This is a genomic window from Actinomyces sp. HMSC075C01 (assembly GCF_001812965.1).
GTDB lineage: Bacteria > Actinomycetota > Actinomycetes > Actinomycetales > Actinomycetaceae > Actinomyces > Actinomyces acetigenes.
In genome coordinates, this window is the sequence record NZ_KV811029.1 from 16,612 (window position 1) to 35,676 (window position 19,065).

General features: G+C 67.7%; 11 protein-coding genes. 1 reads left to right on the plus strand and 10 read right to left on the minus strand.

The window, feature by feature from the left end:
- Positions 1 to 99: 99 nt before the first annotated feature.
- The 10 genes from HMPREF2883_RS11080 to HMPREF2883_RS11125 form a co-directional block, all read right to left on the minus strand.
- Entirely contained in the window at positions 100 to 2,829 is a 2,730-nt protein-coding gene (locus tag HMPREF2883_RS11080; RefSeq protein WP_070662355.1) for a hypothetical protein, read from the minus strand.
- 1 nt (position 2,830) lies between these two features.
- Positions 2,831 to 6,412 (minus strand): tubulin-like doman-containing protein, encoded by a 3,582-nt coding sequence (locus HMPREF2883_RS11085; protein ID WP_070662358.1) that lies wholly within the window; start codon positions 6,410 to 6,412, stop codon positions 2,831 to 2,833.
- Between the two features lie 128 nt (positions 6,413 to 6,540).
- Positions 6,541 to 9,156, minus strand: coding sequence for a VWA domain-containing protein (locus tag HMPREF2883_RS11090; RefSeq protein ID WP_256277453.1), 2,616 nt, complete (start codon positions 9,154 to 9,156; stop codon positions 6,541 to 6,543).
- A 229-nt stretch (positions 9,157 to 9,385) separates the two neighbouring features.
- Complete coding sequence (locus HMPREF2883_RS11095; RefSeq protein ID WP_141759109.1) at positions 9,386 to 9,796, minus strand: hypothetical protein; 411 nt, start codon at positions 9,794 to 9,796, stop codon at positions 9,386 to 9,388.
- Positions 9,797 to 9,995: 199 nt separating this feature from the next.
- Positions 9,996 to 10,583 (minus strand): hypothetical protein, encoded by a 588-nt coding sequence (locus HMPREF2883_RS11100; RefSeq protein WP_256277454.1) that lies wholly within the window; start codon positions 10,581 to 10,583, stop codon positions 9,996 to 9,998.
- Positions 10,584 to 10,655: 72 nt separating this feature from the next.
- Positions 10,656 to 11,489: a variant leucine-rich repeat-containing protein gene (locus HMPREF2883_RS11105; RefSeq protein ID WP_070662366.1), complete on the minus strand. Its 834-nt coding sequence runs from the start codon at positions 11,487 to 11,489 to the stop codon at positions 10,656 to 10,658.
- 147 nt (positions 11,490 to 11,636) lie between these two features.
- A complete protein-coding gene (locus tag HMPREF2883_RS11110; protein ID WP_070662369.1) occupies positions 11,637 to 12,152 on the minus strand; it encodes a hypothetical protein in 516 nt (171 codons plus the stop codon).
- Between the two features lie 326 nt (positions 12,153 to 12,478).
- Complete coding sequence (locus HMPREF2883_RS11115; RefSeq protein ID WP_256277455.1) at positions 12,479 to 13,021, minus strand: hypothetical protein; 543 nt, start codon at positions 13,019 to 13,021, stop codon at positions 12,479 to 12,481.
- 196 nt (positions 13,022 to 13,217) lie between these two features.
- Positions 13,218 to 15,419, minus strand: a complete 2,202-nt coding sequence (locus tag HMPREF2883_RS11120) for a beta-galactosidase (RefSeq protein WP_070662372.1) — start codon at positions 15,417 to 15,419, stop codon at positions 13,218 to 13,220.
- A 70-nt stretch (positions 15,420 to 15,489) separates the two neighbouring features.
- Entirely contained in the window at positions 15,490 to 17,934 is a 2,445-nt protein-coding gene (locus HMPREF2883_RS11125; RefSeq protein WP_070662375.1) for a sialidase family protein, read from the minus strand.
- A gap of 148 nt (positions 17,935 to 18,082) precedes the next feature.
- Between HMPREF2883_RS11125 and HMPREF2883_RS11130 the strand changes: the two genes are divergently transcribed.
- Complete coding sequence (locus HMPREF2883_RS11130; RefSeq protein ID WP_070662378.1) at positions 18,083 to 19,039, plus strand: DUF4862 family protein; 957 nt, start codon at positions 18,083 to 18,085, stop codon at positions 19,037 to 19,039.
- Positions 19,040 to 19,065 lie beyond the last annotated feature (26 nt).

The following is a 19,065-nucleotide window of genomic DNA, read 5'->3' on the forward strand; positions in this document are numbered from 1 at the left end:
TAGCCATAATTGAGTGTCCTCAGGATCGGTATGTGAGGGGGGACAACGGGCTCAGTGACGCCGCCACGGTCGATGTGCTCGGGCGCGGCCCGTTGCCCACTAGTACTCGAGAGGACCGGACAAGGATTCCGGCCCTGTGGGCGTATCGCCCGGAGCCCCGTTGGAGGAGGAACCGGCGCCGGCCGGAGGCGCCGTCTGGTCCCGTCCGACGTTGAAGTAGTCCATCCCAGCGAGCGGGCCACTCGGGCTCTGGTCATGATCCGGGTAGATGAAGTCAGCCGGCGCAATCGGGTTCGTGGTTTCGACCAGCACCATCGTGGGAGACAGCCCGTCATTCCACTGGCTGAGCCAGGACTGGTCGGGCACTGTCAGGGACTGCGGTCCTGAACGGGCCACCGGCCCGAGAATATCGAGCACCACTGATCGTGAGCCCCCGGTCGTCAGATCGTGGCAGTAGGCGGAGACCTGACGCCGCTCCCCCGAGGGAGTCACCACCGTGAGCCTGGGGTCGGGGCCCTGGTCCCCCGAGAGGATCGCCAGGCACTTCTGCCAGATAAGACCCGCCTGGCCCGAGCGCACCCCCTTGGTCTGCAGACCCTGCGCCCAGTTGCTCAAGGCGCTTCCCGCCTCACCGGACTCCGCCGTCAGCACCAGCTGCCGGGTCGCAAGACGGTTGCGCTGCTCAGGGTCCAGGTCCGCGCCGATGCCGGCCCGCATCGTCTCCCAGGCCTGGGTGAGCCACCCGACGGTGAAGACGCTGGTGCGCAAGGAGGCGGCGGCATCGGCGAGGTGCTCAGGCGAGGCTTCTGCCTCGACCCGCTGGATGGCATCAGGGAGCGCAACCTTCTGCGAGGTTCGGTTAGGTCCTGTGTCACGTGCCCCGAGCGGGTCGTCCAAGAAGGCGGAGACGATCGTCGCCCAGCGCCTGAACTGTGAGTACGCGGCCCCCTGTGCGGCGAGGTCCTCCACCGCCAGACGGAGGTTCGCGGTGAGCAGGGGGATGCGCTGGTCGCGTTCCTCGATCCTGAACAGGATTCGGAAGACCTCGCGCTGCTGCGACACGAAGGTTGATATCGATACGGCCAGCCACCCGATGATCGTTACGACCGCAAGGAGCGCGAAGTACAGCCAGCCAATGCGGCCCATGGCCTTGCTCACCACCAGGACCACCAGGACGATCGCGAGGACCAGCAGGAACAGACGCAGAATTCTGGCCAGCCTGCGCTGACGCTGCTCCAGCTCCCCGCCGGGCTCCTGCCCGAGAAGCGACTGGAGCTCGTGGGACAGGGCGGCGACGTCGTTCCTGGTGGAGGTGAAGCAGCTGGAGAGAACGGCACCCAGGCGCGGGAGGAGGCGACGGCTGTTGTCGGCTCGCCACCGGTCTATCTCCGCGAGCCGGCGTGCCGCCTCCGGGGCCTGGGAGTGCTGGGACTGAGAGAGCTGCTGCAGATAGGTGCGGACGCGGTCGACCTCGAGCTGGTCCCAGGAGTGGAGCACGGTGCCGGCCGGCAGGTCGCCCAGTGGCTCGGTGAGCTCGATGCGACTCCTCGGGCCGGGAGGCGCAGCGATGGCGTCACGCCGTGGCAGGTACCCCTCGTAGGCCTGGATGCCCAGCGCCGAGTGGGCCGAGCCGTCCAGCAGGGCGATCGTTCCTGAGACCAGGTCCTGCCACAGGGCCCCGAAATCCCGTTGGACGGGTTGACCCGACCGCGGGAAGTCCGCGGGCAACGTGTCGCTGGCGCGCCTGGCGGCATCAGTCAGCTCGTTCCAGCCAACGGTCCGCCCGTTGGAGTCCACGCCTCCGACGACGACCTGCACCGCGGATCCTTCGCCGAAGACCGCCGACGCCACTGCGGAGGCTATCGAGGCCTTGGCGGCCCGCACACGACTGCGGAGCCATTCGCCGGGAGCTCCGATGAGCGCCTTGACCAGGAAGGAGAAGAAGAGCTTGAGCGCCTCGAGGGCCCCCATGCGGCGCGCACCGGCGCGTTCGGGCATCGGCACCTGAGGACGCCTCAACGAGTGGATGTGGCGCTCCTGCCAGGCCTGTGCCACAGCGGCGACCCTGGCCTCGGGATCCGCGTATGCCGGGACCCGGACACCGGTATCGGCGCGGGTGGGTTGCGGGAAGCTCTCTCCGACCTCAGTGACCTGACGGCGCAGCTGGTCCTCCACGCTGTGGGCGTCAACGATACGGACGAAGCTGCGCACGACGTTGATGTCGTAGGAGACGTCTTCACGCTGTCCGTCATGCGGCGCTGCATTGACGGCCCCGCACAGACCGGCCTGCACCGCCAGACCGACCGCTGCTGCTCCCGGTATCGTCTCCGGCCTGGTCCACCACGGGATGGCGCTGTAGGCCGGATCGGAGGTGGACTCCGGGGAGAGCATGATCTTGCGCCAACCGATGCGCCCCAGCTCGGCAGCCAGCGGCTGCGCGGAGTAGGGAACCATGACCCGCAGGCTCTCCCGGCGCGCGTGCTGCGGCACCCCCAGGAGCTGATAGAACTGCTCCGCGCTGGCGGGCAGGGCGTCCTGAGCGGGATGCCCCACAGGAACGACGACGAGCAGCCGGACCGTTTCCAGGTCATGACGGTTGACGATCCGGGAGAAGGTGCTCACTGTCACCTGCCCGTGATCTGCCCGCACGGCGACGGGGTCGTAGCGGTCCGCAGCCTTGTCCGGCTCGCCGTCGCTCTCGATCCAGGCGAAGGGAGCGAGCAGCCCGGCGGCGGACAGATCGACCAGCGCGGACAGAACAGGCCGTTGGCTCGGCGGAGCAACGAAGACCGATACAGACCGGGACTCGGCAGGCCCTGATGATTCCATGTCAGTACTCGATTCCGGATCCGAATGATGTCGGCGAGGCGCCCAGGTCCGAGGCGGGCGGAGCTGAGGCGACAACGCCACGAACGCGACTGAGCTCGTCGTGCATGTCCTGGGCGAGATCGATGGTCAAAGGCGTCGTCTCCACCAGGGAACGTCTGCGGTAGTTGGTGAAGTGCCCGGGTTCATCGGCCTTTCCAGGGCCAGGCAGGTAGTTCTGCTCCAGGTCGCCGAGGATCACGTCGCAGTAGCTCAAGAGCTTCTCACGTCGAAGCTCGGGATCCGTGAGCTGATCGATTCCGGCGGCCGGAGTGAGACCGTCGACCTGTCCCCGTCCCAGGAGCGTTGATACGGTCTCGTCCACCGGGGTCGTCACCCCGAAGGCGATCTGCGGCTCGTTGACGGAGGCGTCGGCCCACCGGCGCAGCACCCGCCAGGGCCTGAAGGCCTGCAGACCGTCCTCGCCCACGCGCAGGTACGCCAGAAGGGATGACTCCAGCACCGCGGGCAGCCAGGCGTTGGCGGTGATCATTCGTGACGGCGGAGTGAGCATGGGAGCGGGGAAGGCTACCCACTCCTGCTCCTCGGTGTCCCAGACACGCACCGGCTGGGTGTCGGAGTGGCCGCCCCACGGCGCCCGTTCGATCCCGCCGGCCAGGGTGGCCGTCCACCAGCCACGCACCATGGTGAGGCGTTCTGCGTCACCGAAAGGCAGTCCTCCGCTGAGGGGACGTGCTCGCCTGAACCGCCAGAACGCGTCCCTGGCTCCCGCCGAGCTGTGGGCCCGGTCCCAGGACTCGCGCACGGAGCGCAGCAGGCCGGAGTACGCCACGGGAAGGGTGCGGGGGTAGGAGCCGAAGACGTCAATGCGGGCGACGTCCTCGTCCCCCAGGGCCTTGTCGACTCGGTCGTGCACCAGCTCACGATCGATGGTCGACTCCTGATCGAGGTAGTCGAGGAAGTCCTGGGCGACGCTCTGATTGCGCAGAGGGATGGGGGAGAAGGTGTATGCCAGCGCGGGCGTATCACCGTTGTGAAGAGAGCGGTAGGTCTCGGTGCTGATCTCCACCAGGGGCCGTGCCATCTCCAGTGTCCGTTTCAGGCCGGTGAGAACGGCCTGCGAGCGCTGGGACCGCTCATGCTCCCCCACCGTCTCGTCGGTGAGGAAGCTGCGCAGGGACTGGCTGCAGAAGACCTCGAAGGCCTCACCGCGCCGTGCGACGAACGCTCGGGCGCGGCCCAGGACCTCCGAGGGGCGCAGACGCAGCTCGTAGCGGGCGGGGGTGGGAAGGGCGCTTCCGGTGGCGCCCTGGAGGCCGGCGGGGACCCATGCGGTGGTCACGGTGAGCAGATCCTCCGGAGGCTTGTCCCCCGCCCCCTGCTCCCAGGTCCCGGAGATGACTTCCTGGACAGTACGGGAGTAGGCCTGGTGGAAGTCGCGTTCACCGCCGACGGCGTCGACGATGTGCTCCTCGAACCGTCCGGGATACTGTTCCACCGGCATGAGGACGACCTCGTTGTGGGCGGTGGCGAACCGCTGCGGCACGATGCTGCCGTCGGCCTGGCCGGGTTGAGGCTCCTGGGGCCATGCGCTGTAGACGTCCGTGGTGACGTCGGCGATGCCCTGCTGGCTGGCGCGGATCGCCCGCGCGTCCACGAGGACCTTGCGGGCGTCGTCCAGGACATCTTCCAGGGGCTTGACAGCTGAGGTCATCATGTCGCGCATCGCCGTGGCGAGGTGCGCGGCGGTTCGCGCGCTGAGCCAGTGGAACGCCGACTGCTGCAGCTCGGACTCGAGCTTGCCGGTCACTTCCCCGAGCCCTGCTCCACCGAGAACGGCCTTGCCCATGCCGCGCAGCTGGTTCAGGAGGGAGTCGGGGAAGGACAGGGGGTGCTGGGGCGCCAGATGCTCCATCGCCGCGACCCGGGGAATGAGCGTGTCCAGGACGCCCCCGGGCTGGCGCAGCCGCCCCAGCAGATACAGGGCGTAGGGAAGTCCGAGGTCGGCGATCGCCTGCCGGGTGGTGGCCACGAGGCGGTCAGCCATCTCCTCGACTCGTTTGAGCGCGTAGTTGAGGCTGGCGCGCTCGAGCTCGGAGACGAAGGCCGACTCCTTGGAGGTGGTCAGCCACCGGTTCATCCCGTCGGCCCATTCGGTCACCGGCATTCCCTCGGCCTGGGGCCGTTGAGCCAGCACGGCCTTGACCGCGTCCTTGGCGTGGCCCCCCAGGACGGACTTGTTGACGGTCGAGGAGACCGCATCGCTCAGGAACCAGTCGATCGTGGCCTGGTCCACCGCCGAGCTTCCCGCCAGGACCGGGGAGCCGGAGGAGGTGGGAAGCCCCAGGCTGTGCAGCTCGCTGTCCTGACGATGCGCCCACAGGTCGGCGAGTCGCTGGGTGTCACCGGTGGTGTCGCCCACCAAACGGAATCCGTCCAGGCTGTGGTCGACGGAACGCCGAGCAATGCGTTGGGCGGCGTACTCGGCGTACCGGTCCCGCCCGGTGCTCAGCGACGCGTAGCCGAAGGAACCCCACGCCGTATCCGTGGGGTCCACTCCCCAGCTGGTCATGTCCCGACCCGGAATGGAGACCTGGTTGGCGATGTCGTAGGAGACATAGTCGTCGAAGGCCGACGACGAGATGTAGCGGGCCAGGCCGCGCCCCATCCCCCGGAAGACGCCCTCGGTGGTGCCGTCCCCGAAGACCGCGCCGGAGCCCCCGGCGCGCAGACCGATCGGGGTGACTCGCTTGAAGGCCCGTCCCGCCCGATTCGTCAGCCCGAGCGTCTCGTAGAGCCGCTGGTCGAGCGCGGCCGCGGCGCCGTCGGCCCCCGCCTGGGCGGCCACGATCTCCCCCAGCATGGCCAGGGTGTTGCCCGGCATGCCCGAGCGCATGTGCGCCGGCACCGAGGCGAAGGCCTCGGCGGTGTAGAGGAACACCGAGATGAGCTGGGGGTCGATCGCCGGCGTCGAGTTGACTCCGGCGATGAGGCGACACACATCCAGGGTCATGGACGCCCCAGACCCTCCAGCCATCGAGGAGACGACGAGCACCAGGGGCGGAGCGGTGGTGTCGGGGGCGGAGCCGGCTCCAGGCACCACCTGCGACACCAGGGCCGCCTGCTCCTGAGCCTTGGGGCTCACCATGCGCGCGAGAGCCGACTGCACGGCCTGTGAGATGTCACGCAGCCTCGTCAGAACGAGTAGACGACCGATCCCCCGGAACTGTCCGGCACCCACTGTCACGGGGAAGGCGACGTCCTTGGGTCGGCGGGGCATCCAGGTGGCCAGCTGTCGCAGCCCCTGACTGCCGTTGCGTTGAACCGACTGGGTCAGAGCCTCGTCGACGACGCGGTACTCACCGTTGGCGACGCCGCAGGCCACATAGGAGCCTCCTTGGCGGCTCACCGAGGCCACGGCCTCGCCCTGCTCCTCCTGAAGGGGGGTGTCAACGTTGAGGAACTGCCAGCAGCCCGGTACCTCATCGATACCGTGGACGGCCAGGTCCGCGTGCAGCTGGTCCAGCATGTAGGACAGCGTTCTGGCGCCCGACCCACCGCATCCGACGACGAGGACCTTGTGCATGGTTCGATCGTTCCTTTCTGCCGGCCTTCGGCATTATATGAGTGGCTGTATCACCGCAGGTCACGGACTGATAACCACCATGATTCCGGTGCGCTCTCTGCGCAGGCGCGTCCCACTGAGACAGGACGCTATAACGTGGGGAGGGCGGCCGGAGGGTCCTGGGGGTCGGAGTTGGACGGGGGACGCTTCGTAGCCTCCTGCACCTCAGAGCTGGATGCCCCCTGAGACGGCGCGCCCGGGCTGATCGGGAAGCCGGCGAAAGGACTGTCGTCGACGGGGCCGAGGGAGCCGAAGCCGCCCCCGGCGTCCGGCACCGACGTCCCCACCGTGGGCAGGGCCCCGGTCCGCTCCTCGGCTGCTGAGGTCGATGCCCCGGCCGGCTTGGTGGGAAGAATCGAGTCGACACGAGACGCAAGATGGGCGCGGGCATCGTCCACAACCTTGGCGAGGACGGCGTCGTCCAGTGAGGCTGCCAGCACGATCAGGGTCACCCGCCGCGCATCGTCCGCCTGCGACGGCTGGTCGGCAACCGCGATCCACTGACCCCGGACCCCCAGGGGCACGACCGCCCGCCCCCCGCGTGATCCAGGGGTCGCCCCGGAGACCGATGGAGCATCCGGCTCGACAAGCTCAACCCGGGGGACTGCGGTAGGAGACAGTCCCATGATGGCGCGCAGGCGATAGCCGTCCATCTCAAAGGTGCGCGTACGGCCCCGAAGGGAGTACATCCTCATCCGTTGGGAGGGCAGCTCGATCCTGGGAGAGGTTCCGTCACTGGGAATGTCCACGACGGTCGTACCCACGACCAGTGACCCTGAGGGGATCACCGCCGACAGGTACTTGAGGAGGTAGAGGACTCCGATCGGGATCAGCACTCCGCACAGCAGCGCGATGATGAATGCCGTCCATGCGGTGCCGACGTTGAGCGGGCGGCGCATATCGGCTTTGAAGGGGACGGCGACGCTTTGGGGCTCTCCCTGGTTGTTCAGCGGAGCCACCGTGACGGTCACGGTTCCTGTCACCGCGCCGTTGGCGTGCTCCTGAGTCGCCAGCTTGACCGGTACGGTTCCCGTCTTCCCCTCCTCGACCTTGACGCACGTGTCCTTCGACGACGCCTGGGCCGAGAGCGTGACGGTTCCGGCTTCCTTCGGAGAGCCGGTGAGCGTGGTCTGACCGTCCCCGATCCAGACGCAGCCCGGGCCGGTGACCTTGAGGTCGGCGCTGGCCTCGGTCTGACCATCCATGCGACCGAAGTCGATCTGGTCGCCCAGGGTCGGATAGTTCGACGGCGGCGAGACAGTCACCGCCGTCGAGGCCAGCGATGGCGAGAGCGTGGTGCCTTTGACCGGTGAGCCGCTGGCGCTGGTGGCGTCGCCTGTTGTCACGGTGAGGCTGGTGGTCACCGTGCCGCTGCCTAGAGCGGCGTCCTTGGGAATCGTGATCCGTTGTGGCGTGGACAGTGAGGCCGGGTCGGTGCTCGTGAAGAGGGCGTGCTCCTTCCCCTTCGCATCCTTCAGCGACACGTTCAGGGAGACTGGACCGGTGAGATCGGAAGCAGGAACCTCAGGGCCTCCCACTCCGTCAACCAGCTTCAGGTCAGCGTTCGACACCGTCTCCCCTTGGCGCAGGGTCGTCTGCCCCAGGTTCTTCCAGGCCATCGACAACGGCGAGCTGAGGTGGAGATTGACATGAACCTCATGCCCTGCCGACGCTGCCCGCCTGTCGACGAAGACCAGGCGCCACTGCCCTGTCCATGCGGCGGCGTTGGCGGAGTCGAGGTCGATTCGTAGTGTCCGCCCTGTCATCCACTCGTACGAGACGCCTTGCTTGTTCTGCGGCCCATTGGAGTCCGGTGTCATCACGATGGGCGTCTGAGAACCAGGTGCGTAGAGGTCGGCCTCCAGTCCTTGCGTATCCGAGGAGGCCAGAATGTGTACGCTGCGCAGCGACCGGTCCAGGACGAAGCTGGTCTCTCCGTCGGAGCACACGTCGCCCTGACAGATCTTGGTCGCGCTGCTGGAGACCGAGCGCCCCGGAGCAGAGATCGAGTCGAACGCCATGAGCAGCGAGTCGATATCCGTCACGGGATAGAATCCACCCGGAGGATCGGAGACATTGCCGCACGACTCAACGGAGTTTTTAGCGGCATTCGCCCCTCCACCCAACGTGATTCTCTTCATGAAATCGAAGTTGGAGTCTCCGCTGCTCAATCCAATGCCCAGCAACGTGATATGGGAGGAACGCAACTGGTCAGCGAGTCCGGTCGGCCGACACATGTCCTGCTTTCCTGCGGACTCGGCCGTCTTCACGCCCGACTCGTCAGTCAAGGCGGAGCCAGGGGCATAGGGCTTGGTGGTGCCGAACTCCTGCTGGGACTGCTCAGAGTCCCGCACATCGAGGTCGTAGGCGCCGTCCGAGAACCAGGCCACCGCCCGGCACTCTGACTGATCATGTCCCGCCAGGTCCTGACGCGCTCCCTCCAGAGCGGTCCAGTAGTCTGTGTCGTAGTCCTTGAGATTGTCCCCGGCCGCGGTGATCTGCTTGTCGACCTCAGCCAGGGAGCCTGAGTTGATCGTGACCCAGTCGCCCAGTGCGTGATAGTCGGAGGCGAATCCCGCGACCCTCACCTTCAACGTGACCTTGGAGGAGTCGGCGAAGGCCGCAAGACGCTGCGCAAGGTACTTGCTCGCCTTGACTCTCGCCTTCTCCGGATCCGACTGCCGCAGGGAGCCTGACTGGTCCATCAGGAGGACCAACGACCCCTCGCCTTTACCTGAGAGGCAGGCTCCGAAGGCACTGAGAGGCCCAGGGGTCTGATCCTTCTGGGGTGCGGCGAGGGCCTGAGGAGCAGGAGACAGAGTGCCCCCTGCGAGCAGGAGGATCGTGACGCCCAGAACTGCCAGGACGTTGACGGCCAACCGCCTCATTCGATGGATCAGTTCACAGCAACTGTGACGCGGGTTCATATGCCACTCACATCCTACCCACGAACAAAGCGATTCTGACAGAGGTGGCCGCAATGGCCAGGAAGCATAGCAGCACCGACAGTCGGTACAGGAGCTGGGGGCGCGAAGAATAGAGATACCATGGGCTTGTCTGGCGCTTGGCGTTCTGAACCACAAAGACCGTAGCGGCCCCCAGTCCCACCAGTACCGCAAGCACCCAGCCGATGCCCGCCACAACCACGGACTCACATAGTGCGGACAGGGCGATCGCGACAACGGCCGCTGTCAAGGCGACGTAGAGGAGCCCTTCGGGGGCCTTGGTCACGTGGATCGAGGAGCTTTCGGAACGCCAGATCGAACCATCGGTCCCCGAACCGAACCCGACACCACTCCTCGTATCGGCGTCACTCGATCGGAGGCTGCCGGATGCCTCCTGCATCCCGCCTGCCCCTGAGGGCGAACCCCCCGTGCTGCTGACGTCCCCTGCGGAGGGCTGCTTCGTCCAGGAGCCCGCGCTAGGAACCTTCGGAATCTGCGCCATGATCGTTCATCATCCTCTCGTCTGCTGGACACCGCCGGAGCAGATCCACACCATCACGTTCGTGGTCCCGCGACCCTTCTCACCGTCTTGAACACGATCAGGAAGCTCCTTCCTTGCCCTGGCGCAGCAGCTCGACAAGATCGTGGCGCCAGGACAGAGGAATCCCCATCGACTCCACCTTGGCAAGGACTGCATCGACACTCTCGGGGCGCACGTCACCGGCATAGTGGCGAGCCTCGATGAAGGTGTTCCTCCGTAGCGCCTCAACTCCCGCATAGCCGGCAGAGCCTGCCGCGATCGCGGGCAGGACCACACCGCACAGGAGGACGATCGCGGCAACCGTCTTCGGCCTGGATCTCACGATTGCGATGATCGCCATGACGACGGCGACGAATGCCAGCAGAGCCCCCGCAATCACGGCGATGACCGCCTTCCAGCTGACGAGTGTCGCGCCATCGAACACGATGGCGAACACGCGGATCGATGTGAGGAGTGCGTAGACACCCCACCCGAGTAGGCAGCATCCGATGACGGTCAAGACAATACTGGCCGACATCGCCCTGCTGCGCCGAGCTGTCTTCACCGAGGGCTCAGACGAGGACAGCTCAAACTCAGCGGGTGAACTTCCCTGGAGCATACTCAGGGAGGAATCGGCGGGCGGCTCAGACAACGAGGGGAAACTCATCCTCAACTCCTCTCGACAGCGAAAGAAGCACAGCCGGCCCTCGCTGCACCAGCAGCATTCCGATCCTCGCCGTCAGAAGAGCTCATAAGAGTTCCTGTTCAAGGTGAATCCTTTTCCTGTCCATTGATTCCAGCACTTCACTCCGTCCTCACTGGATGAGCAGGCGTAGTTCCCGTCCGAGCTCTCGCTCGTTGTCCCATACTCCAGGGTTTGCATGTTCTCACCCTCATGTCCATCCAAGATGAGTCCGCACGCCAACGCAGCGTCCGCCTTGCCGACACTCAGGGCGAACAGGGTTTCATCACAGTCCTGCTGGCCGTTGTCAGCATAGAAGCGTTCATTGATGAAGCAGTTTAGCTGACCATCCACAACCTCGCACACGATGTTCTTCGAGGGGGTTTGAAAGAGATCCGTGGTGATCGAACCCGCCGGCGCCGGGCTCGCCTTGTCCGGTGTCGCACTAGCCTCCGACCCGGAATGCGAGGAGCCGAGCTTATCGACGGCGTGGATGCAGCCGTACATCAGCGCCATGACGACCACTGAGATGACGAGGCAACCCAGCGCCATCGCCCCGCATGACGAGTTGGCGCGGGAATTTGCTCGCACGGGTGCTTGCTGCATTCCCTGAGGCGGGGCCTGCATCGGCACCGGCGGCATCTGCTGGGTCTGGTGCGCCTGCACCGGAATCGTCTGGGTGGCCGCCTGCCGGGCCTGGTGGCGACTCCATGCCTCCGCCGCCTCCTTGGATCCTCGCTCCTCGATGATCCACTGGCGCAGCTCTGGGGGGCACGAGGGGTTCATGACGATGAGGGCGTACAGCTCGGGATACAGGTCCGCCAGCTGCTCCAGCCTGTCTGCAGAGGTCTCTGGATCGCGAGCCTCAGCGGCTTCAGGAATCTCTCTCATATCGTTACCTCAACCGAACGATGACGCTCCGAGAGTCACCCAGTATCGGCGCCCCTCGTCAATCAGTACGGGCTTCATCGTCTCAACAATGTACTGCCGCGTTTGACGTGCCGGCGACCTTCACGCAGGCACAGCCGCACCTGTCGACTAATCCAAGAATACGTGCCACAAATGCCTGGCAACCGAGAAGACCAGCGCAGGAATACCAACCATCACAGCCAAACCGAATTTCACAATGTACAGAAAGTAAGGAAAGAGTAGCATCAAATAAAATATAAGCGGAATGTCAACCCTTCCCTTGGACTTGAAAGAGAATCTCAGTGAATTAATGATGGGATCCATGAACGACAGTGCGCGCCATCCGAAGGGGAATCCAGCACCCATGCCGAAGAAGATCGCATAGCCGGATAGTTCATCAAAGGACCTGGTCACAGCATAGAAAATTCCCATGCCGGCAAGCGCTCCCAGAATCATCATGATGGCATCCTTCATGATGCTGTGGGAGATCTCCGGTGTCATGTTCATGCGAGAGCGGAGCGTCTGACGTCCGACCGGCTGCGCGGATGACACCGCCCCTTCGGTGTACGCATAGGGATGCGTTGTCGGCGGCTGGTTCATGTAGTACTGCGACGAGTCTTCAGGGATGCCGTTGGGGATCGTCATAGCGACAGTGTAGACGCCGCCACCTTCGTGTGATGTCCTGTTGAGCAGCTACCTTGTAGTCAACCCCGTGACGCCGCACCACCGCTGAAAGCTCACCACCAGGCGCTTTCGATCCCCTTACTGCCTCACGTCAGGGTTGTGCTCGAAAAGGAGGTCTGAGCGCCCGGCGGGCGGTGCACCACGACTCCGGCCACCTCAGCGGCCCGGTCGGAGTGGTTGAGCAGGAAGAGAACGTCCCCACGCCGCTGGGCCTCGACGCCGTGGGCACGAGGACCCCAAGGCCCTCCGAGAACCTCACGACCACCGCCCCTCGCACGGCAGCATCGTTATGACACGATGTCCTTGGCTGAGCGAACGGTCTTGATGATCTCATCACGCCAGGGAATCGGGACGCCCAGGGCCTCGACCTTGCCAAGCACCGTGTCGACCTGCTCGGGCTCCACCCTCCCCGCGTACTTCAGAGCCTGATCCATCGTGTGGTCCTTCAGCGCCGAGGTGCCGTAGTGACCGCCGGCCGTCATCGCGGCGGCGGGGAGAACCAGTGACGCTAGGACCAGGACAGCCGCCATGGTCCTGGGGCGGGTCCTGACCATTGCGACGATGGAGATGACGACAGCAACGAAAGCCAGGGAGGCACCGGTCACCACCACCGCGACGGACGGCCAGCTGATCAGCCCGGCCCCTTGGAAGATCACGTCGAATACACGGATCGAGGCGAGGAAGGCGTACGAGCCCACCCCCAGAAGCGCACAGGCCAGGGCCACCATGACGATACCCGCCCAGAGTGCCCGGGAACGCCGGGGCTCAGGAGACGTGGTGACGGCTGTTCCCGGTGCGAGCCGCGCAGACATGTCAGGGGCGGCTCTCACCTCTTCTTCCGAGCCAGTGACCTGAGAGCCTGCAAGAGGCAAAGGCGATGACGACGGTGAGGAGGAAGCAGGCATGGGACGCTCTTTCGGAGGTGAGGACACGTCGAACCTGAACGGCGCCGACGTCATGAGTGTGGCGTTCCTTCGGCTTGCGAGGAATGGAAAGGCCTCCCCATGAAACAGCGTCGGGGAAGCTCTAACGCACCACGAGCGCCGAGCGTGGAGCCAGGATCACGTGGCCCGTGCAGGACCCACCGGTCAGCAGGTCGGTGCCCACGACTCCGGTCACCTCAGCGGCCCGGTCGGAGTGGTTGAGCAGGAAGAGGACGCTGCCGCGCCGCTGGGCCTCGACGCCGTCGGGCAGGTCGGTGACCACGGGGCGCAGCCGGGCGTGTGCGCACACCAGTGTCAGCAGGGCGGCCCGGCTGAGGGCGTCGAGGTCGGCGGCCACGTACCAGCCCGCTCCTGCGCCCTCAGCCACCCGCCGGGTGATGGCGGGCCGCCTGGCCAGGTCCGCTCCCCCGCCGCGGCCGTCGAAGACCGCGACGACCTCGACCGCCTGGCGGCCCTGACCGGTCTGAGCATTCTCGGCCGCCTCCTCAGGCGCCTCGTCGATACGGAGCTCCTCGGCCCAGCCGCCGGAACGCAGATCGGGGGTGGGCGTCCCCATCCGGTCCAGGACGCGGCGCAGGGGCTCGCTGACGGCCTCCAGTCCCGTCCATGTCTCTGCAGCGGGTGTCCCGACGGCGCGGCTGAGGCGGTTGACGAGCGCGCTCCGGGGATCGGCCTGCCCGACCGGGCCGGTCAGGGCGGCGTGATCGGTGACCCGCACCCCCAGCAGCGGCCGCAGGGAGCCCAGGTAGCCGCCTAGGACAGCGCCGGCGTTGGCGTCGACGACCCCGGTGGGGCCGGTCACCACGACCTGGACGCCCGCGGCGACCGCTTGCTCCAGGTGCTCGGCGAGCTCGGGACGGTCGATGAACACGGCGGGAACGATGATGAGGCGATAGCCCTCCAGTCTCCGGCCCACCGGGACGATGTCGGTGGCGATCCCGGCCTCCCACAGGCTGCGGTGCCAGGCACGGGCCGCCTCGAAGCGCTCGCCGACCTCGACCGGGCCGATGGCGGTGCTCAGGGCCCACTGGCTCTCCCAGTCCAGGACGAGGGCCGCCTCGGCCGACACCGGTTCCCCCAGGACCGGCCCGAGGCGTGTGAGCGCCTGCCCGGTGCTCACCGTCTCCTCCCAGGTGCGGCTGTCGCGCCCGGCGTGGGGGACCATGCCGGAGTGGAAGGTCTCGGCGCCCTGGCGGGACTGTCGCCACTGGAACTGCAGGATGCCGTCGGCGCCGTGGGCCACGCGGGCCAGGGACCACAGGAGGAGCTGGCCGGGGCGCTTGGGCGAGTTGCGCCTGCGCCACTGGACGGCGCTGGGCGCCTGCTCCATGAGGATCCAGGGGTGCCCTCCGGCCAGGCCCCGCATGAGGTCACCGGCCCAGGCGACCTCGTGGGCGGCGGCCGGGTCGGCGGGGTCGGGGTAGGAGTCGTCGGAGACGATGTCGAGGGACTCGGCCCAGCGCCAGTAGTCGGTGGCCGGGAAGTCGCCCATGAAGTTGGTGGTCACCGGCCGCGTTGAGCGCTCCCGCAGGATGCGGGCCTCGGCCTCCATGAGGCTGCGCAGCTGGTGGTCGCTGAAGCGCCTCCAGTCCAGCATCTGGGCGGGGTTGGGGAAGGTGGGCATGGCACCGGGCGGGGTGACCTGCTCCAGGCTCGTATAGCGCTGGGACCAGAAGTCGGTGGCCCAGGCGGCGTTGAGGCGCTCGACGTCGCCGTAGCGCTCACCCAGCCAGGCCCGGAAGGCCTGGGCGCAGGCGGGGCAGAAGCACTCGGCGGTGTGGCAGCCGTACTCGTTGCCGATGTGCCACATGACGACGCCCGGGTGGTCGCCCAGGCGGTCGGCCAGCGCCGCGGCCAGGGCGGCGGAGCGCTCCCGGTAGACGGTGGAGCTGAGGCAGTACTGCTGGCGCGAGCCCAGGCCCAGGCGCACGCCGTCGGCGTTCATCGGCAGGGACTCGGGGTGGTCGGTGGCCATCCAGGCGGGCGGGGAGGCGGTGGCGGTGGCCAGGTCGACGGCGATACCGGCCTCGTGGAGACGGTCGACGATCTCCACCAGCCAGTCGAGCTCGTAGACGCCCTCGCGCGGCTCGAGGCGCGCCCAGGAGAAGATGCCTAAGGAGACCAGGTTGACGCCGGCCTCGGCCATGAGCTCGAGGTCCTCGGCGAAGGTGGCCTCATCCCACTGCTCGGGGTTGTAGTCGCCGCCGTAGGCGGGGCTGGTCAGTCCCAGCAGCTCGTGCGGGGCGAGGCGGGGTGTGGAGGCTGAGGGCGAGGGACTCGTCATGGGGCGATTCTCCCCCACTCCTCCCCGCCCCGTGCACCGCGGGCACCGGGGCCGGCGGGGCTGGGCGGGCTCAGCTGATGGTCGAGCGCGAGCTCGTCAGCCAGGCCAGCGGCACGGTGGTCAGGAACAGCCCCTGCCACTCGCGCTCCCACAGCAGGGCGATGTCACCGCTGGGCAGCTGGGCCATGCACTGGTAGACATAGTGGCGCGGGTTGATGACCCGGTTGTGGGGCCAGGTGGCACCGTCGTCATAGCTCAGGCGCAGGACGCCACAGCCGCGGAAGGGCAGCATCCGGGAGGCGTTGGCGAAGACGATCCCCCGGCCACCCTCCCCCGTGGCGCCGTCAGTGACGCCCTCAGTGTCCTCCGCGACCGCTGAGCGCTCCAGGCCGGTGACGGCGATGGCGTTGGGCTGGGAGAAGATCTCGGGGAGCTGCTCGTCGTAGTCGATCTCGCCCCAGGTGACGCCCCCGTCGTGGGAGACGGCGTGGGCGACCCTCCCCGAGGGGTGCTGGTTACGAGCCCACACGTGCACGGCGCCGTCGGTTCCTTCAACGAGGACGGACTCGTACAGGCTGGCCCGCTCGTCGACCAGGTCCCGGGAGTGGACGACGGCGCCCAGCACCTCGCGTCCGTCGTTGGGTGAGGTGCCCAGGGTCCAGGTGGTTCCGCCGTCGTCGGAGTAGATGGCGGCGCAGGACAGGTAGCTGGTGCCGCCGGCCTCGTGGCTGTAGTAGACGGGGGCGAGGATGCGTCCGGCGTGCTCCGACGCGGTCAACTGGATGGCGTTGCCGGGGCCGGTGCCCAGGAAGCACATCCAGTCGGCCTTGACCTGGGCGGTGATGTCGATCGGCTCGGACCAGGTGGCGCCGTCGTCATCGGAGGTGAGCATGAGCAGGTGGGAGCCGCGGTGCTGGAAGAGGCAGTCCTCGGGGGCCTGCTCGTGGGCGAGGTAGATGCTGCCGACCGCCCGGCCGCCCAGGAGCACGTCACCGGCGCGCACCCCAGCAGCATCGTCGCCGCTGAGGACGATGCGATAGTCGGTGGCCTCGCCGGTCTCCGTGACAACGCTGCCGTCGGGCTCGACGGCGAAGCGCTCGCCGGCGCGGTTGTGCAGCACGCGGCGCCCCTGCTCGTCGAAGCCGGTGCCGACGGCCGCGTTGGGCTGGCCGATGCCGCCGGGGAACTGGTCGACCAGGCAGATGACGCGTCCGGTGGAGCGGTCCTGGACCAGGACGGAGTCGATGAGGCTGGCCCCCAGTGCCCCGGTGCCCGGGAGGCTGAGCAGGGTGCGCATCTCCTCCCAGGTGGCCCCACCGTCCAGGCTGCGGCGCATGACGAGGTTGATGTCGTTGGGGGCGTCGTTGGGGATGGAGACGCGCTGGTCGGCGCCGGCCAGGATGACGCCGCTGTCCAGGGTGAGCAGGGAGGGGATCCGGTAGGACCGGGCGCCGTGGTAGCCGGTATCGAACAGGGCGCGCGTGGGCAGCGGGGCAGCCCCGACCAGGCGCTTGACCTGGGCGTCGGTGAGGGCGGCGTCGTAGATCATGGCGGACTGCGCCTCGCCGAAGAGGCGCCTGCCGTCCAGGTCGGCCCCCACCACGACGCGCGTCACCGGCGCGATGTCGGCCAGGAAGGCGCCGCCGGGGACCATGGCCACCTGGTAGCCATCGACGTGGATCTCCACCGCACCGCGCCCCGAGGTGACCACGACGTCGTGCCAGGTCCCGTCGTCCCAGTGGCCCGGGGCTCGCGCCTCGATGAGGGGCTCGGTCTCCGACGAGTCCTCACCGGGGAGCACCCGGTAGCTCAGACCTCCCGCGTCGATGTCGAGGTGCAAAGTGCCGCCCTGGCCGCTCGCGGCGATGATGGTGCCGCCCTGGCCGCGGCCCCGGGTGCGCAGCAGCGCCCGGATGGAACCGGTGGTCAGGGCGCCGGTGCGGCGGGCGTCGCGGGCGGAGAGCTCATTGGCCGCGAACTGGACCAGTGGGGTGGCTGCCAGGGACTGGGCCATGACGGCGCGGTCGCTGAGCGGCTCGGCCCAGGCGGCCAGGCGGGTGACCGTGGCGATCCCGTCGGGGTCGATGCGCACGTCGGTCAGCCCGATCTGGGCGAGGAAAGCGGTCAGCGTCGTGGAGAAGCACTCGTAGCCATCGGCGTACAGGTGGGTGCCGGTCTCGTTGACGGTGATCGCGATCGTGTGGGGGCGGCCGTCGTCCAGGCCCAGGGCGTCCTCGGCGTCGAGGACCCGCCGCTGGATACCGCCCTCACTCCCGGCTCCGGAGGGCCCCTCCAGAAGGCCGACCGCGCCGAGGACCTGCTCGCCGTCGAGGCGGCCTGCGCGAAGCGACAGCGTGATCCGCCCGTTGGTGCCGGTGAACGCGATGAGGGTGGCGTCGGCGCGGGCGGCGACGTCGAGAAGAATCGTGCCGCGCCCGCAGGCGGCCAGGGCAGCGACGTCCTGCTCGCTGAGGCTCAGGGGGGAGGTCTCGGTTCCAATGAGGTCGAAGAGCATGGGGAGGTCCTTCGTGCCGGCATCAGCGCTCCACCGGCGTTGAACGACTGGCAGTGCCGTGTGCAACGGTGCGCCACTGCACATCCAGTCATATGATGTCTGACGTATCGCGCACTGTAGCACGATCCCTGAACCTCAAGGAGACCACATGTCCGCCACCTCAGAGAATCGGACTGAGGCACCCGCCCAGTCCCGCACCGTGCCGTTCGTCGTCGGCGCTTACCCCATGCTTCCGCCCGACGACGAGGACCGCCGCGGGGCCGCCGCCCTGTACGCCGCGCTGGCCGACCTCGGTTGGGTCGACGGTATCGAGCTGCCCTTCCGGGAGGCCCTGGACGCACCCGAGCCGTGGCTGGCCGAGCAGCTGGCCGGGCGCTTCGACCAGTGCGTCGTCACGGCGATCCCGGGAACCATGGGGCGCGCCGGGGCCGATCCCGTCTTCGGACTGGCCTCCCCCGACGACGACGGACGTGCTCAGGCGCTGGCCTACACCCGCTCGCTGCTGGAGGCAGTCGACCGCCTGCACGAGGCTGCGGGCGAGCAGCTCGTCACCCGGGTGGAGCTGCACTCGGCGCCGCACCACCAGGCCACCCCCGAGGCCTTCCACGCCTCCTTGAGCGAGCTGAGCGAGGACTTCGCCTCCCGCGGCCTGGGGATGATCGTGGAGCACTGCGACGCCGAGGGCGGCGTGGGCCCCTCGGAGAAGGCCTTCCTGCCGCTGGCCCAGGAGATCGCCGCCTGCCGGGATACCGCGGCTCTCATCACCGTCAACTGGGGGCGCTCCGTCATCGAGACCCATGACCCGTCCACCCCGGAGAGCCACGTAAGCCGGCTCGTGGAGGCGGGCCTGCTGGGCGGCGTCATGATCTCGGGCGCCGGTCCGGAGGAGACGCAGTGGGCCTGGGCGTGGGCCGACGCCCACCTGCCGCTGGCCGAGCACGAGCCCACCAGCTGGCTCACCCCGGAGCGGGTGGCCGCCACGATGCGGGCCGCTGACGGTGCCCAGGTCTACGAGGGCCTCAAGATCAACACTCCGGCGAGCGCCTCCCTGGAGGACAAGCTCGCCTGGGTCAGCCGTGTCCGCGAGACCATGCTCAGTGCCTGAGCCCCACTCCTCCGAGCCAGGCTCCT

What these genes read in the sequence shown, in the direction of transcription:
- HMPREF2883_RS11090 (WP_256277453.1), bottom strand. Translation starts at nt 9,156, where the DNA reads ATGGACCAGTCAGGCTCCCTGCGGCAGTCGGATCCGGAGAAGGCGAGA.
- HMPREF2883_RS11125 (WP_070662375.1), bottom strand. Translation starts at nt 17,934, where the DNA reads ATGCTCTTCGACCTCATTGGAACCGAGACCTCCCCCCTGAGCCTCAGC.
- HMPREF2883_RS11110 (WP_070662369.1), bottom strand. Translation starts at nt 12,152, where the DNA reads ATGACGATCCCCAACGGCATCCCTGAAGACTCGTCGCAGTACTACATG.
- HMPREF2883_RS11120 (WP_070662372.1), bottom strand. Translation starts at nt 15,419, where the DNA reads ATGACGAGTCCCTCGCCCTCAGCCTCCACACCCCGCCTCGCCCCGCAC.
- HMPREF2883_RS11100 (WP_256277454.1), bottom strand. Translation starts at nt 10,583, where the DNA reads ATGAGTTTCCCCTCGTTGTCTGAGCCGCCCGCCGATTCCTCCCTGAGT.
- HMPREF2883_RS11105 (WP_070662366.1), bottom strand. Translation starts at nt 11,489, where the DNA reads ATGAGAGAGATTCCTGAAGCCGCTGAGGCTCGCGATCCAGAGACCTCT.
- HMPREF2883_RS11130 (WP_070662378.1), top strand. Translation starts at nt 18,083, where the DNA reads ATGTCCGCCACCTCAGAGAATCGGACTGAGGCACCCGCCCAGTCCCGC.
- HMPREF2883_RS11080 (WP_070662355.1), bottom strand. Translation starts at nt 2,829, where the DNA reads ATGGAATCATCAGGGCCTGCCGAGTCCCGGTCTGTATCGGTCTTCGTT.
- HMPREF2883_RS11095 (WP_141759109.1), bottom strand. Translation starts at nt 9,796, where the DNA reads ATGCAGGAGGCATCCGGCAGCCTCCGATCGAGTGACGCCGATACGAGG.
- HMPREF2883_RS11085 (WP_070662358.1), bottom strand. Translation starts at nt 6,412, where the DNA reads ATGCACAAGGTCCTCGTCGTCGGATGCGGTGGGTCGGGCGCCAGAACG.